The organism is Peribacillus sp. 05N428 (assembly GCF_056397085.1).
In genome coordinates this window covers 133,154-151,742 of sequence record NZ_JBFTMS010000006.1, presented here as the reverse complement: position 1 = coordinate 151,742, position 18,589 = coordinate 133,154, and the positions used below count along the sequence as shown (strand labels likewise).

The window sequence follows — 18,589 nt, the reverse complement described above, 5'->3', positions numbered from 1 at the left end:
AATTGTAAGCGCTTCATCACTTTGATGCTAAGGGGGATGTAATTATGCCGGCTAAAACAGGTAAAGAATATATCGATAGGGTAGACAAAGCAAAGGCGAATGTATGGATCAATGGAGAGCAAGTAAAAGATAAGATCAGTCAACACCCAGCTTTTAAAGGGGTCATGAAAACACAGGCCGAATTATATGATTTGCAGCATGATTCCGCGAAACATGACATCATGACTTATATTTCACCAACTTCAAACGAAAGAGTAGGAACCTCATTCATGCAGCCGCGGACTAAGGAAGACCTTGAAAAAAGGCGGAAAATGATTCAAGAATGGGCAAGACATAATAATGGAATGATGGGACGTTCCCCTGACTATATCAACAGTGGGATGATGGCGTACGGTACTGCAGCTGATATGTTCGGCACTCAGGATTCGGCATTTGCAAAAAATATGAAGGATTATTATGAGCTCTGCCGGGAAAAGGATTTGTCGTTGACACATACCCTGATTCAACCCCAGGTTAATAGGGGAGTAAGTGCCGCAAAGCTTCCGGACCCTTACATCGCTGCACGGATTGCCGGAAAGAATTCAGAAGGGCTTATTATAAAGGGTGCCAGATTATTAGCTACACAAGGAGGAATAACGGATGAAATCATGGTTTTCCCTTCCACATTGCTTAAACAATCAGAAGAAGAAAACCCTTATGCATTCGCATTCTCCATCCCAAATAATACACCGGGGTTGAAATTCATCTGTCGTGAATCATTCGACTATGGCAAATCACATTTTGACCATCCACTTGGTTCACGATTTGAGGAAATGGATACGATTATCGTTTTTGATGATGTAGTCGTACCTTGGAATCGGGTATTTGCATATGGGGATGTCGGCATTTGCAACCAGGCTTATAATGAAAGCAATGCCGTTGTTCATATGACCCATCAGGTGGTATCGAAGAATATCGCCAAAACCGAGTTCATTCTGGGGATTTTGCAGCTAATGGTGGAAACCATCAATATCGGGCAATACCAGCATGTTCAGGAGAAAATCTCGGAAGTCATCATAGCGCTTGAAACGGTAAAGGCTTTCATTACAGCTTCTGAGGCAAATGCGAAAGTGGATAAGTGGGGAATGATGACACCCGATTTCACACCTTTAAACATAGCCCGTAATTATTATCCGAAGATTTACCCTAGATTCAGTGAAATAATGCAGCTTCTTGGAGCTAGTGGCTTAATGGCGATACCAAATGAAGCTGATTTCAATTCGGAGCTTCGACCGGATTTGGATAAATATCTTCAAGCCGCGAATGGTGGAGCGTATGACAGGGTTAAATTGTATCGTCTTGCATGGGATGTATGCATGAGTTCATTTGGATCCAGGCAAACGCTGTACGAAAGGTTCTTTTTTGGGGATCCGGTCCGTATGGCAAGCGCTTTATATAACGGCTATGATAAACAGGAATATGTGGACCGTGTCAAAGAGTTCTTGAACCGCACTGAAAACCTCGCAGAAATCAACTGAGTCAGGTAGCGGTGGAAAAACATGTTAATTTAAAGGCCTTCCCGATGATGTGGAAGGCCTTTAAATATGAAAACTTTGTTCATTTATTATAGCGATTATGGATATTATTCTTTTTATAGGTGCCAAAATCACTGAATTCCGTAAGTTCCATGGAGAGGGCAAGATATCTTTTTGAAAAGAGGGATGCCAAATGGGACTCCATCGTTTCGAAAAGGTGGTCACATACTTTTGTTTTATCACTGTCCTGGCGTCCAGCGCCAATTTTTAGTATGGCATGAACAAATGCATCATCCTCTGTACCATCGGCAACACGATAATGCTTCAATTCAATGGCCCGGGATCGAATCCCGCCAATTGGAAAGATGGAGGGATAGGATATCAGTACATCATTAACCTTTCTTAATAACCCGTCAATCTGGATTTCATCTTTGATATTATCCGTATATTCAATAATTATATGAGGCATATGATTAGTCCCTTCCATTATTTGTGGATTTTTAGATGAGGCCGATCCCCGTTTTCAGTAAATACATCGTCCCCGACTATTGTGCTAACGAGTTTTCCGATACCTTCAATTTCAGTGATGATTTCATCGCCTACAGCAGTATCCGCCAAGCCTTCAGGTGTGCCTGTCAATATGATATCGTTTGGACTCAATGTCATGAAGCTGCTGAAATATTCAATTAAATCAGCAATGCCGAAAATCATGTCTTTCGTGTTGCCTTGCTGAGTCAATTTTCCGTTGACGTAAGTTTTGATGGCAAGATTCGAAGGATCTGGAATATCTTCGGCATCGACGAGCCAGGGACCAATGGGGGTGCAGGTATCGCGATTTTTGACCTTTAAATTTGGCCGGTAGTAGTTCTCCAGATAATCCCGTATTGCATAATCATTTGCAATCGTATATCCACTTACATAATTAAAGGCTTCTTCCTTTTTTATGTTCTTCGCCTTTTTACCGATGACCACTGCCAGTTCACATTCATAATGCATATAAGCTGCATCAGCAGGCCGCCTTGTCTGTCCCCGGTGGCCGATGAATGTATTGGGACCTTTTAAGAACGCAAGGGGTTCTTCCGGGGATTTAAAAGCTAGTTCCTTCGCATGGTCTGCATAATTCAAGCCAAGCGCGAAGACAGTTCGTGGTTCCACCGGGGGAAGCCAGACAACGTCCTGCTCATTGACAAGCCGGCCATCCGCCAATTGGAGCTGGCCGTGATATTCACTTGCTGGATGTATGGCACCTGAATAGGCTACACGTGCTCTCTTCATAAAATCCCCTCCAGTGATAATTTTTCCTCGGAAATGATCGTATTTTCCAAATAACCGATTTCGTCTATTTCTATCCTGACTTGATCATTGGCTTTGGCCAGCGGTGCATTCTCAGGAACTCCAACTAGAAGGACGTCACCCGTACTCAAGGTCATGAAGTCCGTTACATCCTCAATAAGCCGGGGGATGGAGCGAATTAGATTTGAAGTTGAATTTTCTTGCCTTAGTTCTCCATTAATATATACACGAAGTCCTAAAGAATCGGGGTTGGAGATGGATTCCTTGGATACGACCCATGGACCGATCGGGCAAAATCCATCACGGGCTTTATGGCGGATAGCAGGACGGAAAACGCTTTCATGAGGAATGCTAATATCATTGGCGATCGTAAAACCTTCTATATAATCCGATGCATGTTCTTTCTTGACTCTTGTGGCCGTTTTACTGATCACTACTCCAAGTGCTGCTCCGATTTCCAATTCAGGTATGCCGGTTGGAAGGGGAACTGGATTTGAATAAGAAGAAAACGTGTTTCTAGGTTTAATATAAAGGATCGGCCCTTTAGGAGGTTCATTATAAGGCGGATGGTCGATCTTCCCCTTCAATGCTTCCAATGACCCTTTATAGTTTAATAATGTTCCATATACCGTTCCTGAAATAGGGTTATCCAACTTGATTCGTGATACCTCATACTTAACACCGTTCATTAATATATAGCGGTTCGACAGTATTTCCACTTCTTCTGAATAATCTGACTTTTGAAGTTTCACTCTTGCTTTTGCCATGGACACTCACCCCTTGATTTTATAATTAATCATATATGATATCGTATATGATTTTTTGTTTAAGTTCAACATATTTAGATTATTCAGTATAATTAGACAAAAAATGTTAGAAAAAAGATGGGTTTCAACAGAAAAATGCCTGGAACATTTAGTTAGTATGAAGCTAGGAATTCAAATTGAAAGATTGTGAATGGGGGATGTTACGATGATGAATGGCAAAGAGTATTTAGAAAGTTTACGAGATGGACGAACGGTATTCTTGAACGGTGATAGGGTAGATGATGTGACGTCACACCCAGCATATCGCAATTCTGCCAGGTCAATTGCGCAGCTATATGATGCTCTACATGATCCGGATACTGCACGGGTTTTAACGGCTAAGACAGATGAAGGCCATACTACCCATAAGTTCTTCAAGGCCTCAAAGAACGCAACAGAGCTGCTTGAAGCAAGGGATGCCATAGCACAATGGTCAAAGTTGAGCTATGGTTTCATGGGTCGTACCCCTGATTACAAAGCTGCATTTACAGGATCATTGGGACCTTATAGCGATTTTTATAAGGGATTTGAAGATAATGCGAAAAGATGGTATGAAAAAACCACAAGGGACGTTCCCTTCTGTAACCATACAATTATAAATCCGGCAATGGACAGGAATAAACCGCTGCATGAAAATAAAGAGGTATTTGTACGTACCGTGGAAGAGCGGGATGATGGAATAATCGTAAGCGGAGCCAAAATGGTTGGAACTTCTGCAGCACTTACGAATTATAATTTTGTCGCGAATTATTCTCCTGTCGATCTTGGGGAAGGAGATAGGAGCCATGCATTGATTTTCTTTGTGCCGATGAATGCGCCGGGATTAAAAATGATCAGCAGACAGTCTTTTGAAGAAACGGCTGCCAAGACAGGCACTCCTTTCGATTACCCGCTTTCTAGTCGGTTCGACGAAAATGACGCAGTCATCGTCCTTGATCATGTATTCGTGCCATGGGAGAATGTATTCGCCTATAATAATGTGGAAATTGCAAATGGATTTAGATCCAAGACTGGGTGGATGAATCGATATACATTTCATGGCTGCACACGCTATGCGGTGAAATTAGACTTTATGGCTGGGCTTCTGATGAAGGCTACGGAAATGGCAGGAACGAATCAATTCAGGGGAGTTCAAGCCAATATCGGGGAAGTGCTTGCTTACAGGAATATGTTTTGGGCAATCTCGACAGCGATGGCTACAGATCCGATGGAAGGGCCGAATGGCACTGTTCTCCCCAATAGCACATATGCAACTGCTTATAGGGTGTTCGCACCTATGGTTTGGACGAAGGTGAAACAGATATTTGAACAGGTTGTAGCAGGTAATCTCATTCAACTCCCATCAAGCTCCAAGGATTTTTTAAACCCTGAGGTCCGTCCATATCTCGATAAATATTATAAGGGTTCAGGTGCGGTTTCGGCAGTGGAAAGGGTAAAACTGATGAAACTTATCTGGGATTCCATCGGAACGGAATTTGGCGGCAGAAATGAGTTATATGAAATCAATTATGCGGGTAACCATGAAAATATTAGGCTTGAAACCATGAAAATGGCTGATTTAAATGGACAATCGGATAAATTCAAAGCTTTTGTGGACTTGGCAATGGACGATTATGACCTTCATGGCTGGACAAATGATAAGTGGATAAATGAAGATGAAGACATTAATGATTTGATTCAGCTCCGAATGAATTAAACTGTTTAAGAAAACGTGTAAAGAATGGTATGTATCGACTCCCACCGGTTTTTCCCCACGGCATGATATGAATGCGTTTACATTTATCTTGATAGGTAAGGTGTGGAAAAAGTATAATATTATGTAAAAGGAAAGCCGGGGGAATCATGACGAATCTTTTGAATCTTAAGAATGATGATGGTGAAATTCATTTAAATGATGAGAGGATGATCCTGACCTCCTCTTCAATTTTCGGTACCTTAAGAAAGGACCTGATCGAGAATATTGGATTTGAAAGAATGAAGTCTTTTTTAATACGATATGGCTGGAATATTGGCGTCAATGATGCTAAAAAAGCACTAAAAGGGAATTTGTCAACGGTTAAGGAGATACTGAGGCAAGGCCCCATATTACATATGATGCAAGGCTATACAAAAGTCAATACGACGAAACTGGAATTATCGATGGATGGTCATGCGGATGTACACTCTGTAAATGTGGAAGGGGTTTGGGTCAATTCCTATGAGGCAGAGGAACATATCACCCAGACTGGAATCGCGGAAAAGCCAGTCTGTTATACATTGACGGGGTATGCAAGTGGATTTTATTCAACGGTCTGCGGTCATGAAGTGATTTTTAAGGAAAGCGACTGTAAGGGAGCAGGGTATTCAGCGTGTAGATACGAAGGTAAATCGATACATTTATGGGGCATGGAGATTCAGGATGAGTTGAAATATTATAAAACCAAACCGATTGTCCAAGAGCTTGCCGTAACATATGAAAAGCTGCTGGAGGAGCGCAATAGTTTGTCAAAAGTGATGGATATTCATAATTTGCTGACAGAAGAGTTAATTAACGGAAGAAGCCTTCAATCGATAGTGAGGATGGTTTATCAGAAAACAAAAATACCTTTGTTGATGGAGAATTTCAATAACAATCAAGTTTATCTTGCTGGTTTTCACAAAGGGAAGGCAGAGGATGTCAGGAATCAGCTTAAACTAATGAGGGAAAATGGACCTGTCACTTTGGAGACCGGAAGAATCGTAAAAGATGGGATGGAACTGCTTTATACTCCCATTACATTACAAAATAAAACTTACGGCTATTGTGCCTTTGTGCAAGCTGATCGAGCTGAAGGTAAAATGAACCTGGAAATCAATCGAATGATTCTTGAGAGGGTGTCCATGACTGGTTCCTTATTCCTCTTAAATGAGAAAAGCAGTTTTGAAGCGCTTGAAAGGGTAAAAGGTTTATTCCTTGAACAAATATTAAATGGAGAGTTTGCTTCTAAAGAAGAAATAATCAAAAATAGTATGTATTTAGACGTTTCATTGGATCATCCTTTCACAATTGCGGTGCTGGGCTATCGTTTTTCCTCCAATCGGGGGACAGAGAATGACTATTTCATTCAGCAGAAAATCATCGAAGAGATTTATAGTTTCTTTAAAAAGCGGAATCAAGTCGTCTTAACAGCATTAAGGGATGGTCATATCGTATTGCTAATACCGCTGAGTCCAGGAAATGAATTCCCATTACGAACCAAGGAATGCATCGATCATTTATATACGGTTTTCAGCGGATATAACTTTAAAGTGGGACTTGGTACAATAAGTGATGAATTGGAACGGGCTCACGAGATTTTTCAAGAAGCTTTAACCGCTTTGAATATGAATGAAGGAACTCGGGATATTATCAAATTCGAAGAAGTCGATCTGCTATCCATTTTAATGCATACTGGGAGTACTCCGGCGGTACTGAAAAAAGCTGAGAAAATGCTGGGTCCTTTATTGATGGAAGATGACCCCAAAATGAAAGAATTATTGAAAACGCTTTACGTATTTCTCCAATGCGGTGGAAATCTTGAATGCAGTATGAAAGAATTGAACATTTCAATGAGTGGTTTACGCTATCGGATCAAAAGACTTGAGGAACTGCTTTCCTGCCAAATAAGAAATCCTAAAAGTGCTTTTCAATTATATGCATCATTTGAAACCCTGTTAAAGGCGAAAATGATTACCATTCGTTAATTTGTTTAGGAAATGGAAAAGTCCATCGATAACATATACCGAGATGATTTTACTGTAATAAGAGCGGGTGTTCGTGAATGGTAAACTACCATGCAATCTAGCGAATACACTAAAAAACATAATAAGAATGATATAAAAGGCATGGAACCCCCGCTTCAATTGATTTATTTGCTTGTAAGCAGGGCTATGGGTATAATAAGTAGAGTAAATTCATTAGTAAGTTAAGTTATTTTTGGAGGTAAATTCCGTGAAAATTACAATAAAAGATGCTAGCAAATTCGTCGATCAAGAAGTAACCATTGGAGGCTGGCTTGCCAGCAAACGTTCCAGTGGGAAAATTGCTTTCCTTCAAATACGTGATGGCTCTGGTTTTATTCAAGGGGTGGTCGTGAAAGCTGAAGTGGGTGAAGAGATTTTCGCTCGTGCGAAATCGGTTTCACAAGAGTCATCCTTGTATGTAACAGGTGTCATTCAAAAGGATGAACGCTCGCCGTTCGGTTTTGAATTACAGGTGAAAGATATTGAAATCATTCATGAATCATTGGATTATCCAATTACACCTAAAGCGCATGGTCCTGAATTTTTAATGGATAACCGCCATTTGTGGCTGCGTTCAAAACGGCAGCATGCAGTCATGAAAATCCGGAATGAAATAATCCGTGCTACATATGAATTCTTTAATGAAGAAGGCTTCGTTAAAGTGGATCCCCCAATTTTAACGGGAAGCGCACCAGAGGGAACGAGTGAATTGTTCGCGACTAAATACTTTGATGAGGATGCTTACCTTTCACAAAGTGGTCAACTCTATATGGAAGCGGCTGCCATGGCACTTGGGAAGGTATTTTCATTTGGTCCAACCTTCAGGGCAGAAAAATCCAAAACAAGACGACACTTAATCGAGTTCTGGATGATTGAACCAGAAATGGCTTTCATCGAATTTAAAGAAAACCTGGAGGTCCAGGAGAAATTCGTTTCTTCCATCATCCAATCCGTATTGAAAAACTGTGAGCTTGAGTTGAATACACTGGGCCGTGATACATCGAAGCTTGAACAAATCCAAGCTCCTTTCCCGCGCATTACATATGATGAAGCCATTAAGTTCCTTCATGAACAAGGATTTGATGATATTCAATGGGGTGATGATTTTGGAGCTCCGCATGAAACTGCGATAGCGGAAAGTTATGATAAGCCCGTTTTCATAACTCATTACCCAACCAAAATCAAACCTTTCTATATGCAGCCAGATCCTGACAGGGAAGAAGTCGTTCTTTGTGCCGATTTGATCGCTCCGGAAGGATATGGAGAAATAATTGGCGGTTCAGAACGGATTCATGATCAGGAATTGCTTGAACAGAGAATCAATGAGCATGGCTTGAGCGAAGATGCTTACAAATGGTATATGGAATTAAGAAAATATGGCTCTGTGCCGCATTCAGGCTTCGGTTTGGGATTGGAACGCACCGTGGCATGGATCAGTGGAGTCGAGCATGTCCGTGAAACCATCCCGTTCCCACGTCTATTAAATCGATTATATCCTTGATTCCGTAGTGAAGCGGTTATCTTGCCTATTGGCAGATAACCGTTTTTTGTTAAAATTATAAACTTATTCGATGAGCCGTATTCATGTTATACTAAACCAGAGGTGTCCAAAAACATGAATAAAGAACATTTATATGCGTGGTTTAAGGAAGGAACGATAACGATTCCATCCTTTTTGTTGACTAACTATAGTACAATGGGACTGAATGAACAAGAAATGGTCCTTTTATTACAATTGCAAAGCTTCATCGATAAAGGTAATCATTTCCCTGCACCATCCCAACTTTCTGACCGAATGACATTGCAGGAAACGGAATGTCTATTCATGATCCAGCGTTTGGTCCAAAGGGGATTTGTTGAAATGGTGGTTGAGGGGAGCCAAGAAATCGGACAGGAAAAATATTCGTTGTCTCCACTGTATGAAAAAATGATGGACTGTTTCTTGAAAACTTTGAAACAGGCAGAGTCTGCAGAAATCCAAAAAGCGGGGGAGAGCCTTTATACGATTTTTGAACAGGAGTTCGGCCGCCCTTTATCTCCCTTTGAATGTGAGACATTGGCAATGTGGATGGAGGATGACCATCAACCTGAAATCATTAAGTCAGCTCTGAGGGAGTCTGTCATTTCCGGAAAATTGAATTTCCGATACATTGATCGAATTTTATTCGAGTGGAAAAAGAATGGAATTAAAACCTTGGAACAGGCAAGGGAGCAAGGACAAAAATTTAGAGTTCATCAAAAGAGGGACCGAAAAACGGAAACTGCACAACCATTGAAAGATGTGCCTTTCTATAACTGGCTCGAGCAGTAATGTAAATTGAAGGAGAACCAATATGTTGAATAAAGCTCAAATTCGATATTGTCTGGATACAATGGGTGAAATGTTTCCGGATGCCCATTGTGAGCTGAATCACTCCAATCCATTTGAATTGGTGGTTGCTGTTGCCCTGTCAGCTCAGTGTACGGATGTATTAGTCAATAAAGTGACGAAGGATTTATTTCAGAAATATAAAACGCCTGAGGATTACATAAGCGTTCCGATTGAAGAGTTGGAAAATGACATTCGCTCAATCGGTTTGTTTCGTAACAAGGCTAAGAATATACAAAAGCTGTCGCGCATGCTGATCGAAGAATACGGTAAGGAAGTTCCGAGAGACCGTGATGAGCTTGTTAAATTGCCTGGCGTTGGCAGAAAGACTGCGAATGTAGTCGTTTCCGTTGCTTTTGATGTGCCGGCGATCGCTGTGGATACCCATGTAGAGCGTGTTTCCAAGCGCCTGGGATTATGCCGTTGGAAGGATAGTGTCCTCGACGTTGAGAAAACGTTGATGGCTAAGATACCAAAGGATGAGTGGTCCGTTACGCATCACCGCCTGATATTCTTTGGACGCTATCATTGCAAGGCCCAGTCACCAAGATGTGAAACCTGCCCGCTTCTAGAATTATGCCGTGAAGGAAAAAAAAGAATGAAAAGGAAAGAAGCCAATTGACGCAGTCCATATCATTAAAAGTCCCTGAAGAATTGGTCCATCATTTGTTTTTTCCTGAAAAGGAAACCATCTTGGAAAAAGAACGATATGCAGGTTGGAGTGAAACGGTTCCATTCGAGTCTTTCCCATACGAGTTACTTTATTATAATAATGTAGAAGCGTATGCTCCTTGGACGAAGGGGGCAATGCATGTAAAGGAACTGCTGGAGAGATGGAAGGGAATTGATTCGGAATGCAGTTTGCTATTTTCTGAGCGAAAATCGGGACAGACCTTGGGACTCATGAAGCAGGGGATCGGTTTATTTTTAACAGCAGTCTTCTGGATGCATGGGCAGCCAGTGGCATTGAATGATATCCGGTTCCAAATGCAATCCTTTAACAATATTCCGGTGAACATGGATGAAAGGCTTTCTTTCATCCTTGCTAGACCCGCTTTTTTTCATTCTTATAGACAGCTCAGTGAGTTGTTCCGAGAATTTGAAAAACAATATGTAAAGTTCATGATCAAAAATAAGAACAGCCAAAAAAACGTCTAAGCCAAAAGCTTAGACGTTTTTTTAGGTCAATCTTCATATATATTTATTCGGTATCTTGGTTTGGATCTGGGTCCGGATTAGGATCGGGATCAGGGGTCTCGACTGGTTTTTCCTCTTCTACCGTTCCAGGGTCAGTGGTATCATCCCCGCCCTCGACATCCTCTCCATTATTGCCATTTCCGTCATCCGTGTTGTTGCCATTACCATTATTATCATTGTTGCCATTACCATTACCATTATTATCATTTTTGCCATTGTCATTATTGTCGTTATTGCCATTATTGTTGTTATTATCGTTATTGCCGTTTTCGCCATTGTTATTTTTGTCTTCGTCTTGTTTATCTTCTTCGCCTTCAGCAGGAGTTTCTTGTTCCGTATCCTCACCTTCGGCCGGATCTTCAATCTCCTCGTCCTCAGTATCCTCAGGGACTGCCGCTTCAGCAGGTATTTTGACAGATGTACTCGCAGGATCACTTTGTTGGTTATCCACTAGAGCTACCACTGAGAAAGTATATTTACTTCCAGGGGTTGGATTAGGGATCGTTAAACTAGTATCCTTCGATTTTTTCAATACGCTCTGTGCGCCGCCATCAACGGACATCTTAACCTCGAATTGGGTATTCCCATTACCTTTAGGATATGACCATGATAAATTGATTTCATTGCTTTCCTGGTTGTAAGAAGCGCTAATGCCAGGTGAGTCGATTTTTTCATATTCTGTCGTCACCTGTGTTGGCTCGTGACCTTTAACATAATATTCATAAGTGATTTTACTGCTTGGTGTATATTCATTGGCTTTAACTGCTGGATTCGAACCTTTGATGACTCCAACCTTCACAACACTGTCAGGTTGATCAAAGTCTTTCGTTTCTTTTGATTGAGCCATATGTTCCATTAAATTCTTAAAGATGGATTTAGGGATTCTTTGAGATGATTCACCCAGATATTCCATTTGCTCACCAGATGCATTATCATAACCAGCCCAAACTGCGACTGTATAATTGGTTGTATAACCTGCCATCCAGCTATCTTTTACACCGGAAGATGGGATGTTGTTCGCTGCACGCTGCTCAGGTGTGAAATTGGTTGACCCCGTTTTACCGGCTACCGGGAGGCTAGGGATATTGGCTAACCTTCCTGTTCCATAAGGTTCTTTCATGACGCTTTTCAACATGTCCGTCACGATGAAAGCTGTAGAATCTTTCATGACCGGTTTTGAATCCGTCTTGTTTTTGATGGTTGTTTTATCACGTAAAACAATCTTTTTCACACTATGCGGTTCATTATAAATACCATTGTTTCCGAATGAACTGTATGCACCGGCAAGTTCAAGTGTAGAAACATCCTTACCGCCGCCCAATGCTGCCGATTCGGTAATTTCCTTGTCGAAAGGAATCCCAAGATCAGTGGCAAAATCACGTGCCCGGTCCAAGCCGACTGCCTGAAGCGTTTTTAAGGCAGGAATATTTAATGACCGTGCCAGTGCTTCACGAGTCGTTACAGTACCATAATGTCGTCCGGAAGCATTTTTAAGCGGTGTTCCATCACTGTAAGTGTATTCCTCATCCTTGATTTGGTGGTAGGTGGACCAATTTAAATATTCCACGGCAGGACCATAATCCAGAATCGGCTTAATGGTCGAACCAGGTGATCGCTTGGCATCCGTTGCATAATTCCAGCCGCGTTTAACTGTCGTGTTCCTGCCGCCGCCCACTGCTTTAATTTCACCAGTTTCTGTATCGAGTAATGTGACTCCTGCTTGGAGATCTTTACTTGGATAATTGATGATTTCATCACTGTTCAACATGTTATAAACATATTCCTGGGCATCTTTATCAATGGTCGTTTGGATTTCCAAACCATCGGTAAAGACGTTATAGTCACCCATATCCCCGACTTCCTCAATTACCAAATCGATGAATGCATCGTATGCGGTCGTATCGATTTGGCTCTTATCGATTTCTTGAAGTCCTTCTGTTATATCGATGCTTTGTGCATTTTTCATTTCCGTTTCGGTGATATATCCATGTTTGTTCATTAAGTGCAGGACAATATCACGGCGTTCTTTCGCACGTTCAGGGTATTTATACGGGTCATACCTGCTTGGGCTTTGCGGTAATCCTACAAGCATGGCCGCTTCGTTCAATTTCAATTCGTTAAGATCTTTTCCATAATAAGTTTGCGATGCAGTTAAGATCCCGTTGGCACGGTTTGCAAAGAAAATCTTATTCACATACATTTCGAAAATTTCTTCTTTTGTATACTTTCTTTCAAGCTGTATGGATAGCCACATTTCCTGGACTTTCCTTTTAATGGTCTTATCAGGCGTTAAATAAGAACGCTTGATGACCTGCTGGGTCAATGTACTTGCACCCTCTGAGCCGAATCCATTTTTGAAGTTGGCTATGACGGCACTGCCCAGACGTAAGAAATCGACCCCGTGATGCTCATAAAAGCGGGAATCTTCCGTTGCCAGGAAAGCTTCTTCGACAAGATCGGGTATGTCTTCATAATTTACATAATCCCGGTTTTCCTTTCCGATTTCAGCAAGTAATTTACCATTTTCATCGAGAATCTTGGATGTGACCGGATCTTTCAAAAGCTTTTCGTCAAGTTCTGGAGCGTCGCTTATAAAGTAAGCCATTGCAGCTCCTCCGGCAACCAGGCCTATTATTCCGATTGTTACAAGTATAAGGAAAATCCGCTTAAGCATATTGGTTGGCTTTTGAGGACTTTTATTCTGTCCCTTTTTTTGTGTCTGCCCCTGCTTTCGGCGTTCTTCTCTAGTATTATATTTTTCAGCCATTACAGCTAACCTGCCTTTCTAAAAAACTAAAAATTTTCTGAGATGAGCGAATCTACTACTTTAATATAGTCAATTCTCGGTTGAAAGCCAAGAGTAATCTTTCGTGAACTGCTTTCAACCTCTTGAAGAGTTATAGATTTGCGTCCGCCTTCTTTCATTCTCTTCCAATAAAAACTCAGTTGTTCGGAACTCATTAAATATATATCATCCATTGCGGAAAACCGGATGATGACAAACGCAATTCCGTCATGCTGAACGATATGCTTCATATGTTCAATTTGATGGTCATGAAAATTCTTTAGCGGGAAGGAACTGCTGTTTTTCGTTTCCTTTGCCTCAAAATCAATGTACTTTCCTTTATAAACACCATTATAATCGGTGGTCGATGCTTGTTTGAAATAAGCTTCTTTAATGACTGCAGCACTTCTTTTCGGATAGTGGACATCGACAATTTGTATGGGTGTCGGTTTTTTATGGATGACGGCAATGCCGTGTGCTAAATAATACTGATTGGTTTCGTTCAAATCGTCTTCCAATGTTTTTCCCCGGTTGCTGTAACTGATTTTTTTTAGTGGACTTTTCTTTTCTTCCATAGCCTGCGGTACAAATCTTCGTCCGTTGGGATAATGAAATGCCACTTTTACCCCTCCTTTTTTTCACTTATCTATATTAGCAAAAAAAGAATCCAAAATGTGAATAAAAAGAATTGTTTCTTAGAACGATAGGATTTATGTACAACTATATGTCACAATTCATTGCTATAGAAAGGCTAGATGCGAATGTTAAAGACGGAAAAGCAGTTGCTCCAATCCATAAAAGCCCAAACTGTAAAAGGGAATAGGGATAATATATCAAGAACGAAAGCATATGAACAATTTTTTAGAATCCATCCAGAAATACAATGGTCTTTTTTAGCCGGGATGGTTTCCAGGAATGCAGGCTGGAATATGTGTGATCTTGAAGGGATTTGGTTTTCCAATTTACTTGGCCTTAAATACAGGCGTCAATTATTCCTAACGTATGAAGAAGCCAACTGGAGAATATTCCAAGATGCATATCCGCAATTACTTCTCTATCATTATTCGACGAAATATGGACGTCCATTGTTTCACTTATGTCAGTATTTTTTTATTACCAAATTCATGAAGAACGAATGGTATTCCTTTTGGAAACATGGAAATCGTGAAAAATTAGTCACTGCGCTTATCATAAATGAACAAAACATCATTGAAGAACCGGTTATTAAAAAGCAATCCTTCGTTTTTCATTCTCTGCTATTTTTCCTGCAGGACTGGATGCATTTTAGCACCATTCTATTTCCTACTTGCAATGGAGAACTGTATGGCTCGTCCGTTTCGCATTTTAGAAATATCGATAAAAGGATTGAATTGGGGAAAAGGTTGGCTGGGCTTTTATTTTCTGAAGGTTTATTTCCACTATTTTATGAATTCTCCTGCAGGACTGAACCAACGGGTGCCAGATATGATTATGAACAATATCGAAAAAAGCCTAGGTACCATGAAACCCCGATGCTGAGAGGAGTATATCCATTGATTCATCATCAAGCAGGGGAGACAGAGCAATGGGATATGAAAAAAAAGGTTAAAAAAAAATGGTTCATTGAACCTAAATGGGAAGAAGACCCGCATTTGACGGAATGGTATGATCATAAACAAAAACAGCTGCACACGGCAGCAATAATCAAAAATTGGATTTTATAATAGGAAACAGGGAAGGCGTCGATGAAGCCTTCCCTGTTTATCGTTCAGTATTTATTACTTACGTAGAGGGGCGGTTTTCTCCACTAAGTTTCGGGTTTCCCGTTCCTGCCTTTTTAGTGGGCGGCTTTTGTCGTTTTTCGTTTTTCTGCTGTCTGCTTTCATTCGACTGCATAAAATCACCTCCTGTCTGTATTCTTGTTTAAAACTTCATTCTTCATTCTGCCATTGTTGTCGAAGGGCATAATAAATTAAGTGAATTGCACTTTCTTTGCCGATTCGCTTCTAGTTTTGTCAGTCATGAAGGGCTTTCAGATAAAAAAAAGAATAGTACAGGTAAAGAATGGGAGGGATCAGCATGGTCAATAAAAGTGTCGCAACAGAAGAGATATTAAGGATGATAGCTGAGATCAGTACCAGCCTGGATCGTTTGGAAATTTCATATGGGGAAACTGTAAATACAGTGCGGTGTAAACTATGGGCGGAACAATATACATTAGTTAATGAAGCCCAGGAAGCCATTGAGAAAGCCGAGGATTATTGGGTGAATGCTGAAGGTGTGAACCACTCCTTTTCCATTGTTCCGGAAAAAACAATTATAAAACACAAGGTTTTCACTGAATTGCACGTATAATCCGCAGGAATTTCATTTTATGAAGAACTGGATTATACTAAGGGAAACAAATGTACGGAGGAATATATTGTGCAAAAAGAAAAACTGCAGCTATTAACAGAACAATTGATTAAATATACGGACCAGGCAGATGATATTTATGAGGGTGTACGCCTGGAAGGAAAGGAAAAGGATTTCTTTTCGGAAGTAAAGCCGTTTGCAGATCAGGTCATGACCGTATGCATCGAATGGGAAACCGGAATGAAGGAGTGGATGAAAGAAACCGAATTTAGGCATCTTTTCCCCGAGCAAATCGAACAAACCGCCCATAACCTTTCTGATGTGGCCGTTCAGGCATTTTTTCCTAAAACAAGTTATAAGCGATTTAAAAGCCATGTCCAGTCGATCGAATTCATCCTTAATAATGTAAAAACGGAAATCGATCGGATTTTATCATAAAAACACCTACACTTTATTCCTTCTTTTTTCATATATTATCAGAACCATGTAATGAAAAAGAGGAGGGCTCATTGACATGATGAGATCCGGTTATAACCAAATCTCCCCAAATCAAGGACAGTTTCCTCAATCAATGCCGGAAAATTGGGGAGGATACCAACAGCCAATGCCGTATCCTCCGCCAAATGATCATAATCTTGAACAACCATTTATGTATCCATATCATCACCAGGATACAGGGGGCTATGTGACGCCATATCATGATCCTTATCAGCAGGCAGCATATCACCCATTTCAACCAGTCCCGCAGCAGGCGATGCCTGTGGGAGCTTATCCGGGCAACAGTGTTATGCAGCCAATGGCACAAATGCAGCCAATGGCACAAATGCAGCCAATCCAGTCCAATCTTCATCCGCAAGCTTTTAGTCCGTTCGCAAATCCGTTACAGCCAGCTAAAAGACCTCCGCAAAGTCAGCAGCAGGCTCATAATCCATATCCAAAGCAGCAGTTCATGCAAAAACCCCAGCCATCGGGTTTCAAATCGGTCATGAATCAATTTAAAACACAAGATGGCTCCATGGATATAACGAAGATGATGAATACAGCTGGACAAATGATGAATACAGTTTCCCAAGTATCTTCAATGGTCAAAGGAGTAGGGGGCTTCTTCAAGGCATAGATGGTGAATAAAAGAAAAAAGCAGACTTACAAGTGACCAGCCACTTTTTTAAGTCTGCTTTTATTCATGCCTAATGGATTTCAATCCGATTCCCCCTGATTTTGGGTAGGTGAAGCGTGAGGATGCCATCGCGATGTCGAGCGGTCACATTTGCTTCATCAATCGGTTTTGGAAAGGAAATGGTTCTTGAAAAAGTACCGGCTGAAACTTCCTTTTGGAACAATCCTTGATTTTTATGCTTTCTATCTACATGCTTTGCAGATATGGTTACGGCATGGGCCAGTACATCAATTGATATTTGGCTGCGTGGAATTCCGGGCAAGGTGGCAGTAAGGGTATATTCTGAATGCGTTTCGTGAATATCAACCGGAAAGCTGCGTTCTTTCGCCGAACCGAAGAAATCGTCAAGAGATTTCAACATGCCTTTAGGAGGCCTTTCGGAAAACAGCCGATCCATTTTGTTAATGAAATGGGAAAAGGGTTCTATTCGATTCCGATTATTATTTTTTTCAGAAGAGGTCATCACGGTGCTCCTTTCTAAAAAATTCCTTTGCCTATAAGCTATGTGAGGAATGAAGAAATGTGAATGGACTGTTGGGTTTCAGATTCAGGTCCAAAGGGAATAACGGTACTGAATGATTAATAAAGGAAATGAGGGATTAATATGACAGATAGCAAGCTTTCCTACATAGATACCGGGAAAGGAAAGGAAACATTGTTGTTTATCCATGGATTTTGCGGAAGCCATGAATATTGGAGTGACATCATTGCTGGATTAAAGGAAGAATATCGGGTAATTGCCGTTGATTTACGGGGACATGGTGCAAGTGAAGAAATAGGGGAATCTTTCTCGATTGAAGATATGGCTGCTGATATTGCATCATTTTTGGAAGAACTGGAAATCGGACAGGTATATATGTTTGGTCATTCGCTAGGGGGATATATCACCTTGGCATTCGCAGAAAGGTTTCCTGGGAAATTGTCTGGTTTTTCATTGGTACATTCCACCGCTTTCCCGGATGATGAGACTGGTAAGGCGGGACGCTTAAAATCAGTCGAGAAAATCGAAAGTGAGGGAATCCCTGCTTTCATTGACGGACTTATACCAAAGCTTTTCGCTAATTCCGATGATCCCAATATTGAACATACAAAGGAAATCGGATATAAAACAAGTGAAATTGGTGCGATAGGGTCTTTACATGCCATGAGGAACAGAGTAGACAGAAATCATGTTCTCAAAGATACGAAGTTGCCTGTCCTTTTGGTTGCAGGTGAACAGGATAAGGTGATTCCCGTTGAAAAAACCTTTTCAGTAAAAGGGAGCCATATCAATGAAGTAATACTTAAGGGCAGCGGCCATATGGGAATGTTGGAAGCTCCAGGCAGACTAATCGAAGAAATCATTCGCTTTGTCGAGAAAAATTAAATGAAAAA

General features: G+C 41.0%; 18 protein-coding genes. 12 read left to right on the top strand and 6 right to left on the bottom strand.

Annotated elements, in window-relative coordinates; all coding sequences use genetic code 11:
• Positions 1-44 precede the first annotated feature (44 nt).
• Positions 45-1,517 (top strand): 4-hydroxyphenylacetate 3-monooxygenase, oxygenase component, encoded by a 1,473-nt coding sequence (hpaB, locus tag AC1DIV_RS08350; RefSeq protein ID WP_048681584.1) that lies wholly within the window; start codon positions 45-47, stop codon positions 1,515-1,517.
• A 79-nt stretch (positions 1,518-1,596) separates the two neighbouring features.
• On the opposite strand, the gene AC1DIV_RS08345 is transcribed toward hpaB, so the two are convergent.
• Genes AC1DIV_RS08345 through AC1DIV_RS08335 form a run of 3 tightly spaced genes read right to left on the bottom strand, consistent with a single transcriptional unit; the run spans position 1,597 to position 3,574 of the window.
• Positions 1,597-1,983, bottom strand: coding sequence for a 5-carboxymethyl-2-hydroxymuconate Delta-isomerase (locus AC1DIV_RS08345; protein ID WP_034307909.1), 387 nt, complete (start codon positions 1,981-1,983; stop codon positions 1,597-1,599).
• A gap of 17 nt (positions 1,984-2,000) precedes the next feature.
• Positions 2,001-2,789, bottom strand: coding sequence for a fumarylacetoacetate hydrolase family protein (locus tag AC1DIV_RS08340; RefSeq protein ID WP_477576179.1), 789 nt, complete (start codon positions 2,787-2,789; stop codon positions 2,001-2,003).
• Positions 2,786-3,574 (bottom strand): fumarylacetoacetate hydrolase family protein, encoded by a 789-nt coding sequence (locus tag AC1DIV_RS08335; RefSeq protein ID WP_318291214.1) that lies wholly within the window; start codon positions 3,572-3,574, stop codon positions 2,786-2,788. Before AC1DIV_RS08335 ends, AC1DIV_RS08340 begins: the two co-directional genes overlap by 4 nt.
• Positions 3,575-3,779: 205 nt before the next feature.
• On the opposite strand from AC1DIV_RS08335, the gene AC1DIV_RS08330 reads away from it, so the two are divergent.
• The 6 genes from AC1DIV_RS08330 (at position 3,780) to AC1DIV_RS08305 (ending at position 10,880) form a co-directional block, all read left to right on the top strand.
• Entirely contained in the window at positions 3,780-5,309 is a 1,530-nt protein-coding gene (locus AC1DIV_RS08330) for a 4-hydroxyphenylacetate 3-hydroxylase family protein (protein ID WP_340876819.1), read from the top strand.
• Between the two features lie 146 nt (positions 5,310-5,455).
• A complete protein-coding gene (locus AC1DIV_RS08325) occupies positions 5,456-7,315 on the top strand; it encodes a XylR N-terminal domain-containing protein (RefSeq protein ID WP_340876818.1) in 1,860 nt (619 codons plus the stop codon).
• A 247-nt stretch (positions 7,316-7,562) separates the two neighbouring features.
• Positions 7,563-8,855, top strand: coding sequence for an asparagine--tRNA ligase (gene asnS / locus AC1DIV_RS08320; protein ID WP_054400296.1), 1,293 nt, complete (start codon positions 7,563-7,565; stop codon positions 8,853-8,855).
• Positions 8,856-8,969: 114 nt separating this feature from the next.
• Positions 8,970-9,665 (top strand): DnaD domain-containing protein, encoded by a 696-nt coding sequence (locus AC1DIV_RS08315; protein WP_048688355.1) that lies wholly within the window; start codon positions 8,970-8,972, stop codon positions 9,663-9,665.
• Positions 9,666-9,687: 22 nt separating this feature from the next.
• Positions 9,688-10,344 carry an endonuclease III gene (nth, locus tag AC1DIV_RS08310; protein WP_063593994.1) on the top strand — a complete coding sequence of 219 codons (657 nt, stop codon included), beginning with the start codon at positions 9,688-9,690 and terminating at the stop codon, positions 10,342-10,344.
• Complete coding sequence (locus tag AC1DIV_RS08305) at positions 10,341-10,880, top strand: YpoC family protein (RefSeq protein ID WP_340876817.1); 540 nt, start codon at positions 10,341-10,343, stop codon at positions 10,878-10,880. The genes nth and AC1DIV_RS08305 overlap by 4 nt, the downstream gene beginning before the upstream one ends.
• A gap of 43 nt (positions 10,881-10,923) precedes the next feature.
• Here AC1DIV_RS08305 and AC1DIV_RS08300 read toward each other — a convergent pair whose 3' ends face one another.
• Positions 10,924-13,686, bottom strand: coding sequence for a PBP1A family penicillin-binding protein (locus AC1DIV_RS08300; RefSeq protein WP_340876816.1), 2,763 nt, complete (start codon positions 13,684-13,686; stop codon positions 10,924-10,926).
• Positions 13,687-13,712: 26 nt separating this feature from the next.
• The gene (recU, locus tag AC1DIV_RS08295) at positions 13,713-14,324 is read right to left on the bottom strand and encodes a Holliday junction resolvase RecU (RefSeq protein WP_034307899.1); all 612 of its coding nucleotides are present in this window, start codon (positions 14,322-14,324) and stop codon (positions 13,713-13,715) included.
• A gap of 141 nt (positions 14,325-14,465) precedes the next feature.
• Between recU and AC1DIV_RS08290 the strand changes: the two genes are divergently transcribed.
• From AC1DIV_RS08290 to AC1DIV_RS08275, 4 genes are all read left to right on the top strand, one after another.
• Positions 14,466-15,407 carry a DUF2515 family protein gene (locus AC1DIV_RS08290; protein WP_477576177.1) on the top strand — a complete coding sequence of 314 codons (942 nt, stop codon included), beginning with the start codon at positions 14,466-14,468 and terminating at the stop codon, positions 15,405-15,407.
• 355 nt (positions 15,408-15,762) lie between these two features.
• Positions 15,763-16,038: a hypothetical protein gene (locus tag AC1DIV_RS08285; protein WP_048688368.1), complete on the top strand. Its 276-nt coding sequence runs from the start codon at positions 15,763-15,765 to the stop codon at positions 16,036-16,038.
• A gap of 69 nt (positions 16,039-16,107) precedes the next feature.
• Complete coding sequence (locus AC1DIV_RS08280; protein ID WP_048688372.1) at positions 16,108-16,476, top strand: YppE family protein; 369 nt, start codon at positions 16,108-16,110, stop codon at positions 16,474-16,476.
• Between the two features lie 76 nt (positions 16,477-16,552).
• A complete protein-coding gene (locus AC1DIV_RS08275; protein WP_477576176.1) occupies positions 16,553-17,155 on the top strand; it encodes a YppG family protein in 603 nt (200 codons plus the stop codon).
• A 70-nt stretch (positions 17,156-17,225) separates the two neighbouring features.
• Here AC1DIV_RS08275 and AC1DIV_RS08270 read toward each other — a convergent pair whose 3' ends face one another.
• Complete coding sequence (locus AC1DIV_RS08270; protein ID WP_048688374.1) at positions 17,226-17,678, bottom strand: Hsp20/alpha crystallin family protein; 453 nt, start codon at positions 17,676-17,678, stop codon at positions 17,226-17,228.
• Between the two features lie 141 nt (positions 17,679-17,819).
• Between AC1DIV_RS08270 and AC1DIV_RS08265 the strand changes: the two genes are divergently transcribed.
• A complete protein-coding gene (locus AC1DIV_RS08265; RefSeq protein ID WP_477576174.1) occupies positions 17,820-18,581 on the top strand; it encodes an alpha/beta fold hydrolase in 762 nt (253 codons plus the stop codon).
• Positions 18,582-18,589: the final 8 nt, after the last annotated feature.

Bases quoted from the DNA above. Each gene is read 5' to 3' on its own strand.
- hpaB (WP_048681584.1), top strand. From the start codon at position 45: ATGCCGGCTAAAACAGGTAAAGAATATATCGATAGGGTAGACAAAGCA.
- AC1DIV_RS08345 (WP_034307909.1), bottom strand. From the start codon at position 1,983: ATGCCTCATATAATTATTGAATATACGGATAATATCAAAGATGAAATC.
- AC1DIV_RS08340 (WP_477576179.1), bottom strand. From the start codon at position 2,789: ATGAAGAGAGCACGTGTAGCCTATTCAGGTGCCATACATCCAGCAAGT.
- AC1DIV_RS08335 (WP_318291214.1), bottom strand. From the start codon at position 3,574: ATGGCAAAAGCAAGAGTGAAACTTCAAAAGTCAGATTATTCAGAAGAA.
- AC1DIV_RS08330 (WP_340876819.1), top strand. From the start codon at position 3,780: ATGATGAATGGCAAAGAGTATTTAGAAAGTTTACGAGATGGACGAACG.
- AC1DIV_RS08325 (WP_340876818.1), top strand. From the start codon at position 5,456: ATGACGAATCTTTTGAATCTTAAGAATGATGATGGTGAAATTCATTTA.
- AC1DIV_RS08315 (WP_048688355.1), top strand. From the start codon at position 8,970: ATGAATAAAGAACATTTATATGCGTGGTTTAAGGAAGGAACGATAACG.
- nth (WP_063593994.1), top strand. From the start codon at position 9,688: ATGTTGAATAAAGCTCAAATTCGATATTGTCTGGATACAATGGGTGAA.
- AC1DIV_RS08300 (WP_340876816.1), bottom strand. From the start codon at position 13,686: ATGGCTGAAAAATATAATACTAGAGAAGAACGCCGAAAGCAGGGGCAG.
- AC1DIV_RS08290 (WP_477576177.1), top strand. From the start codon at position 14,466: ATGTTAAAGACGGAAAAGCAGTTGCTCCAATCCATAAAAGCCCAAACT.
- AC1DIV_RS08285 (WP_048688368.1), top strand. From the start codon at position 15,763: ATGGTCAATAAAAGTGTCGCAACAGAAGAGATATTAAGGATGATAGCT.
- AC1DIV_RS08275 (WP_477576176.1), top strand. From the start codon at position 16,553: ATGATGAGATCCGGTTATAACCAAATCTCCCCAAATCAAGGACAGTTT.
- AC1DIV_RS08270 (WP_048688374.1), bottom strand. From the start codon at position 17,678: ATGACCTCTTCTGAAAAAAATAATAATCGGAATCGAATAGAACCCTTT.
- AC1DIV_RS08265 (WP_477576174.1), top strand. From the start codon at position 17,820: ATGACAGATAGCAAGCTTTCCTACATAGATACCGGGAAAGGAAAGGAA.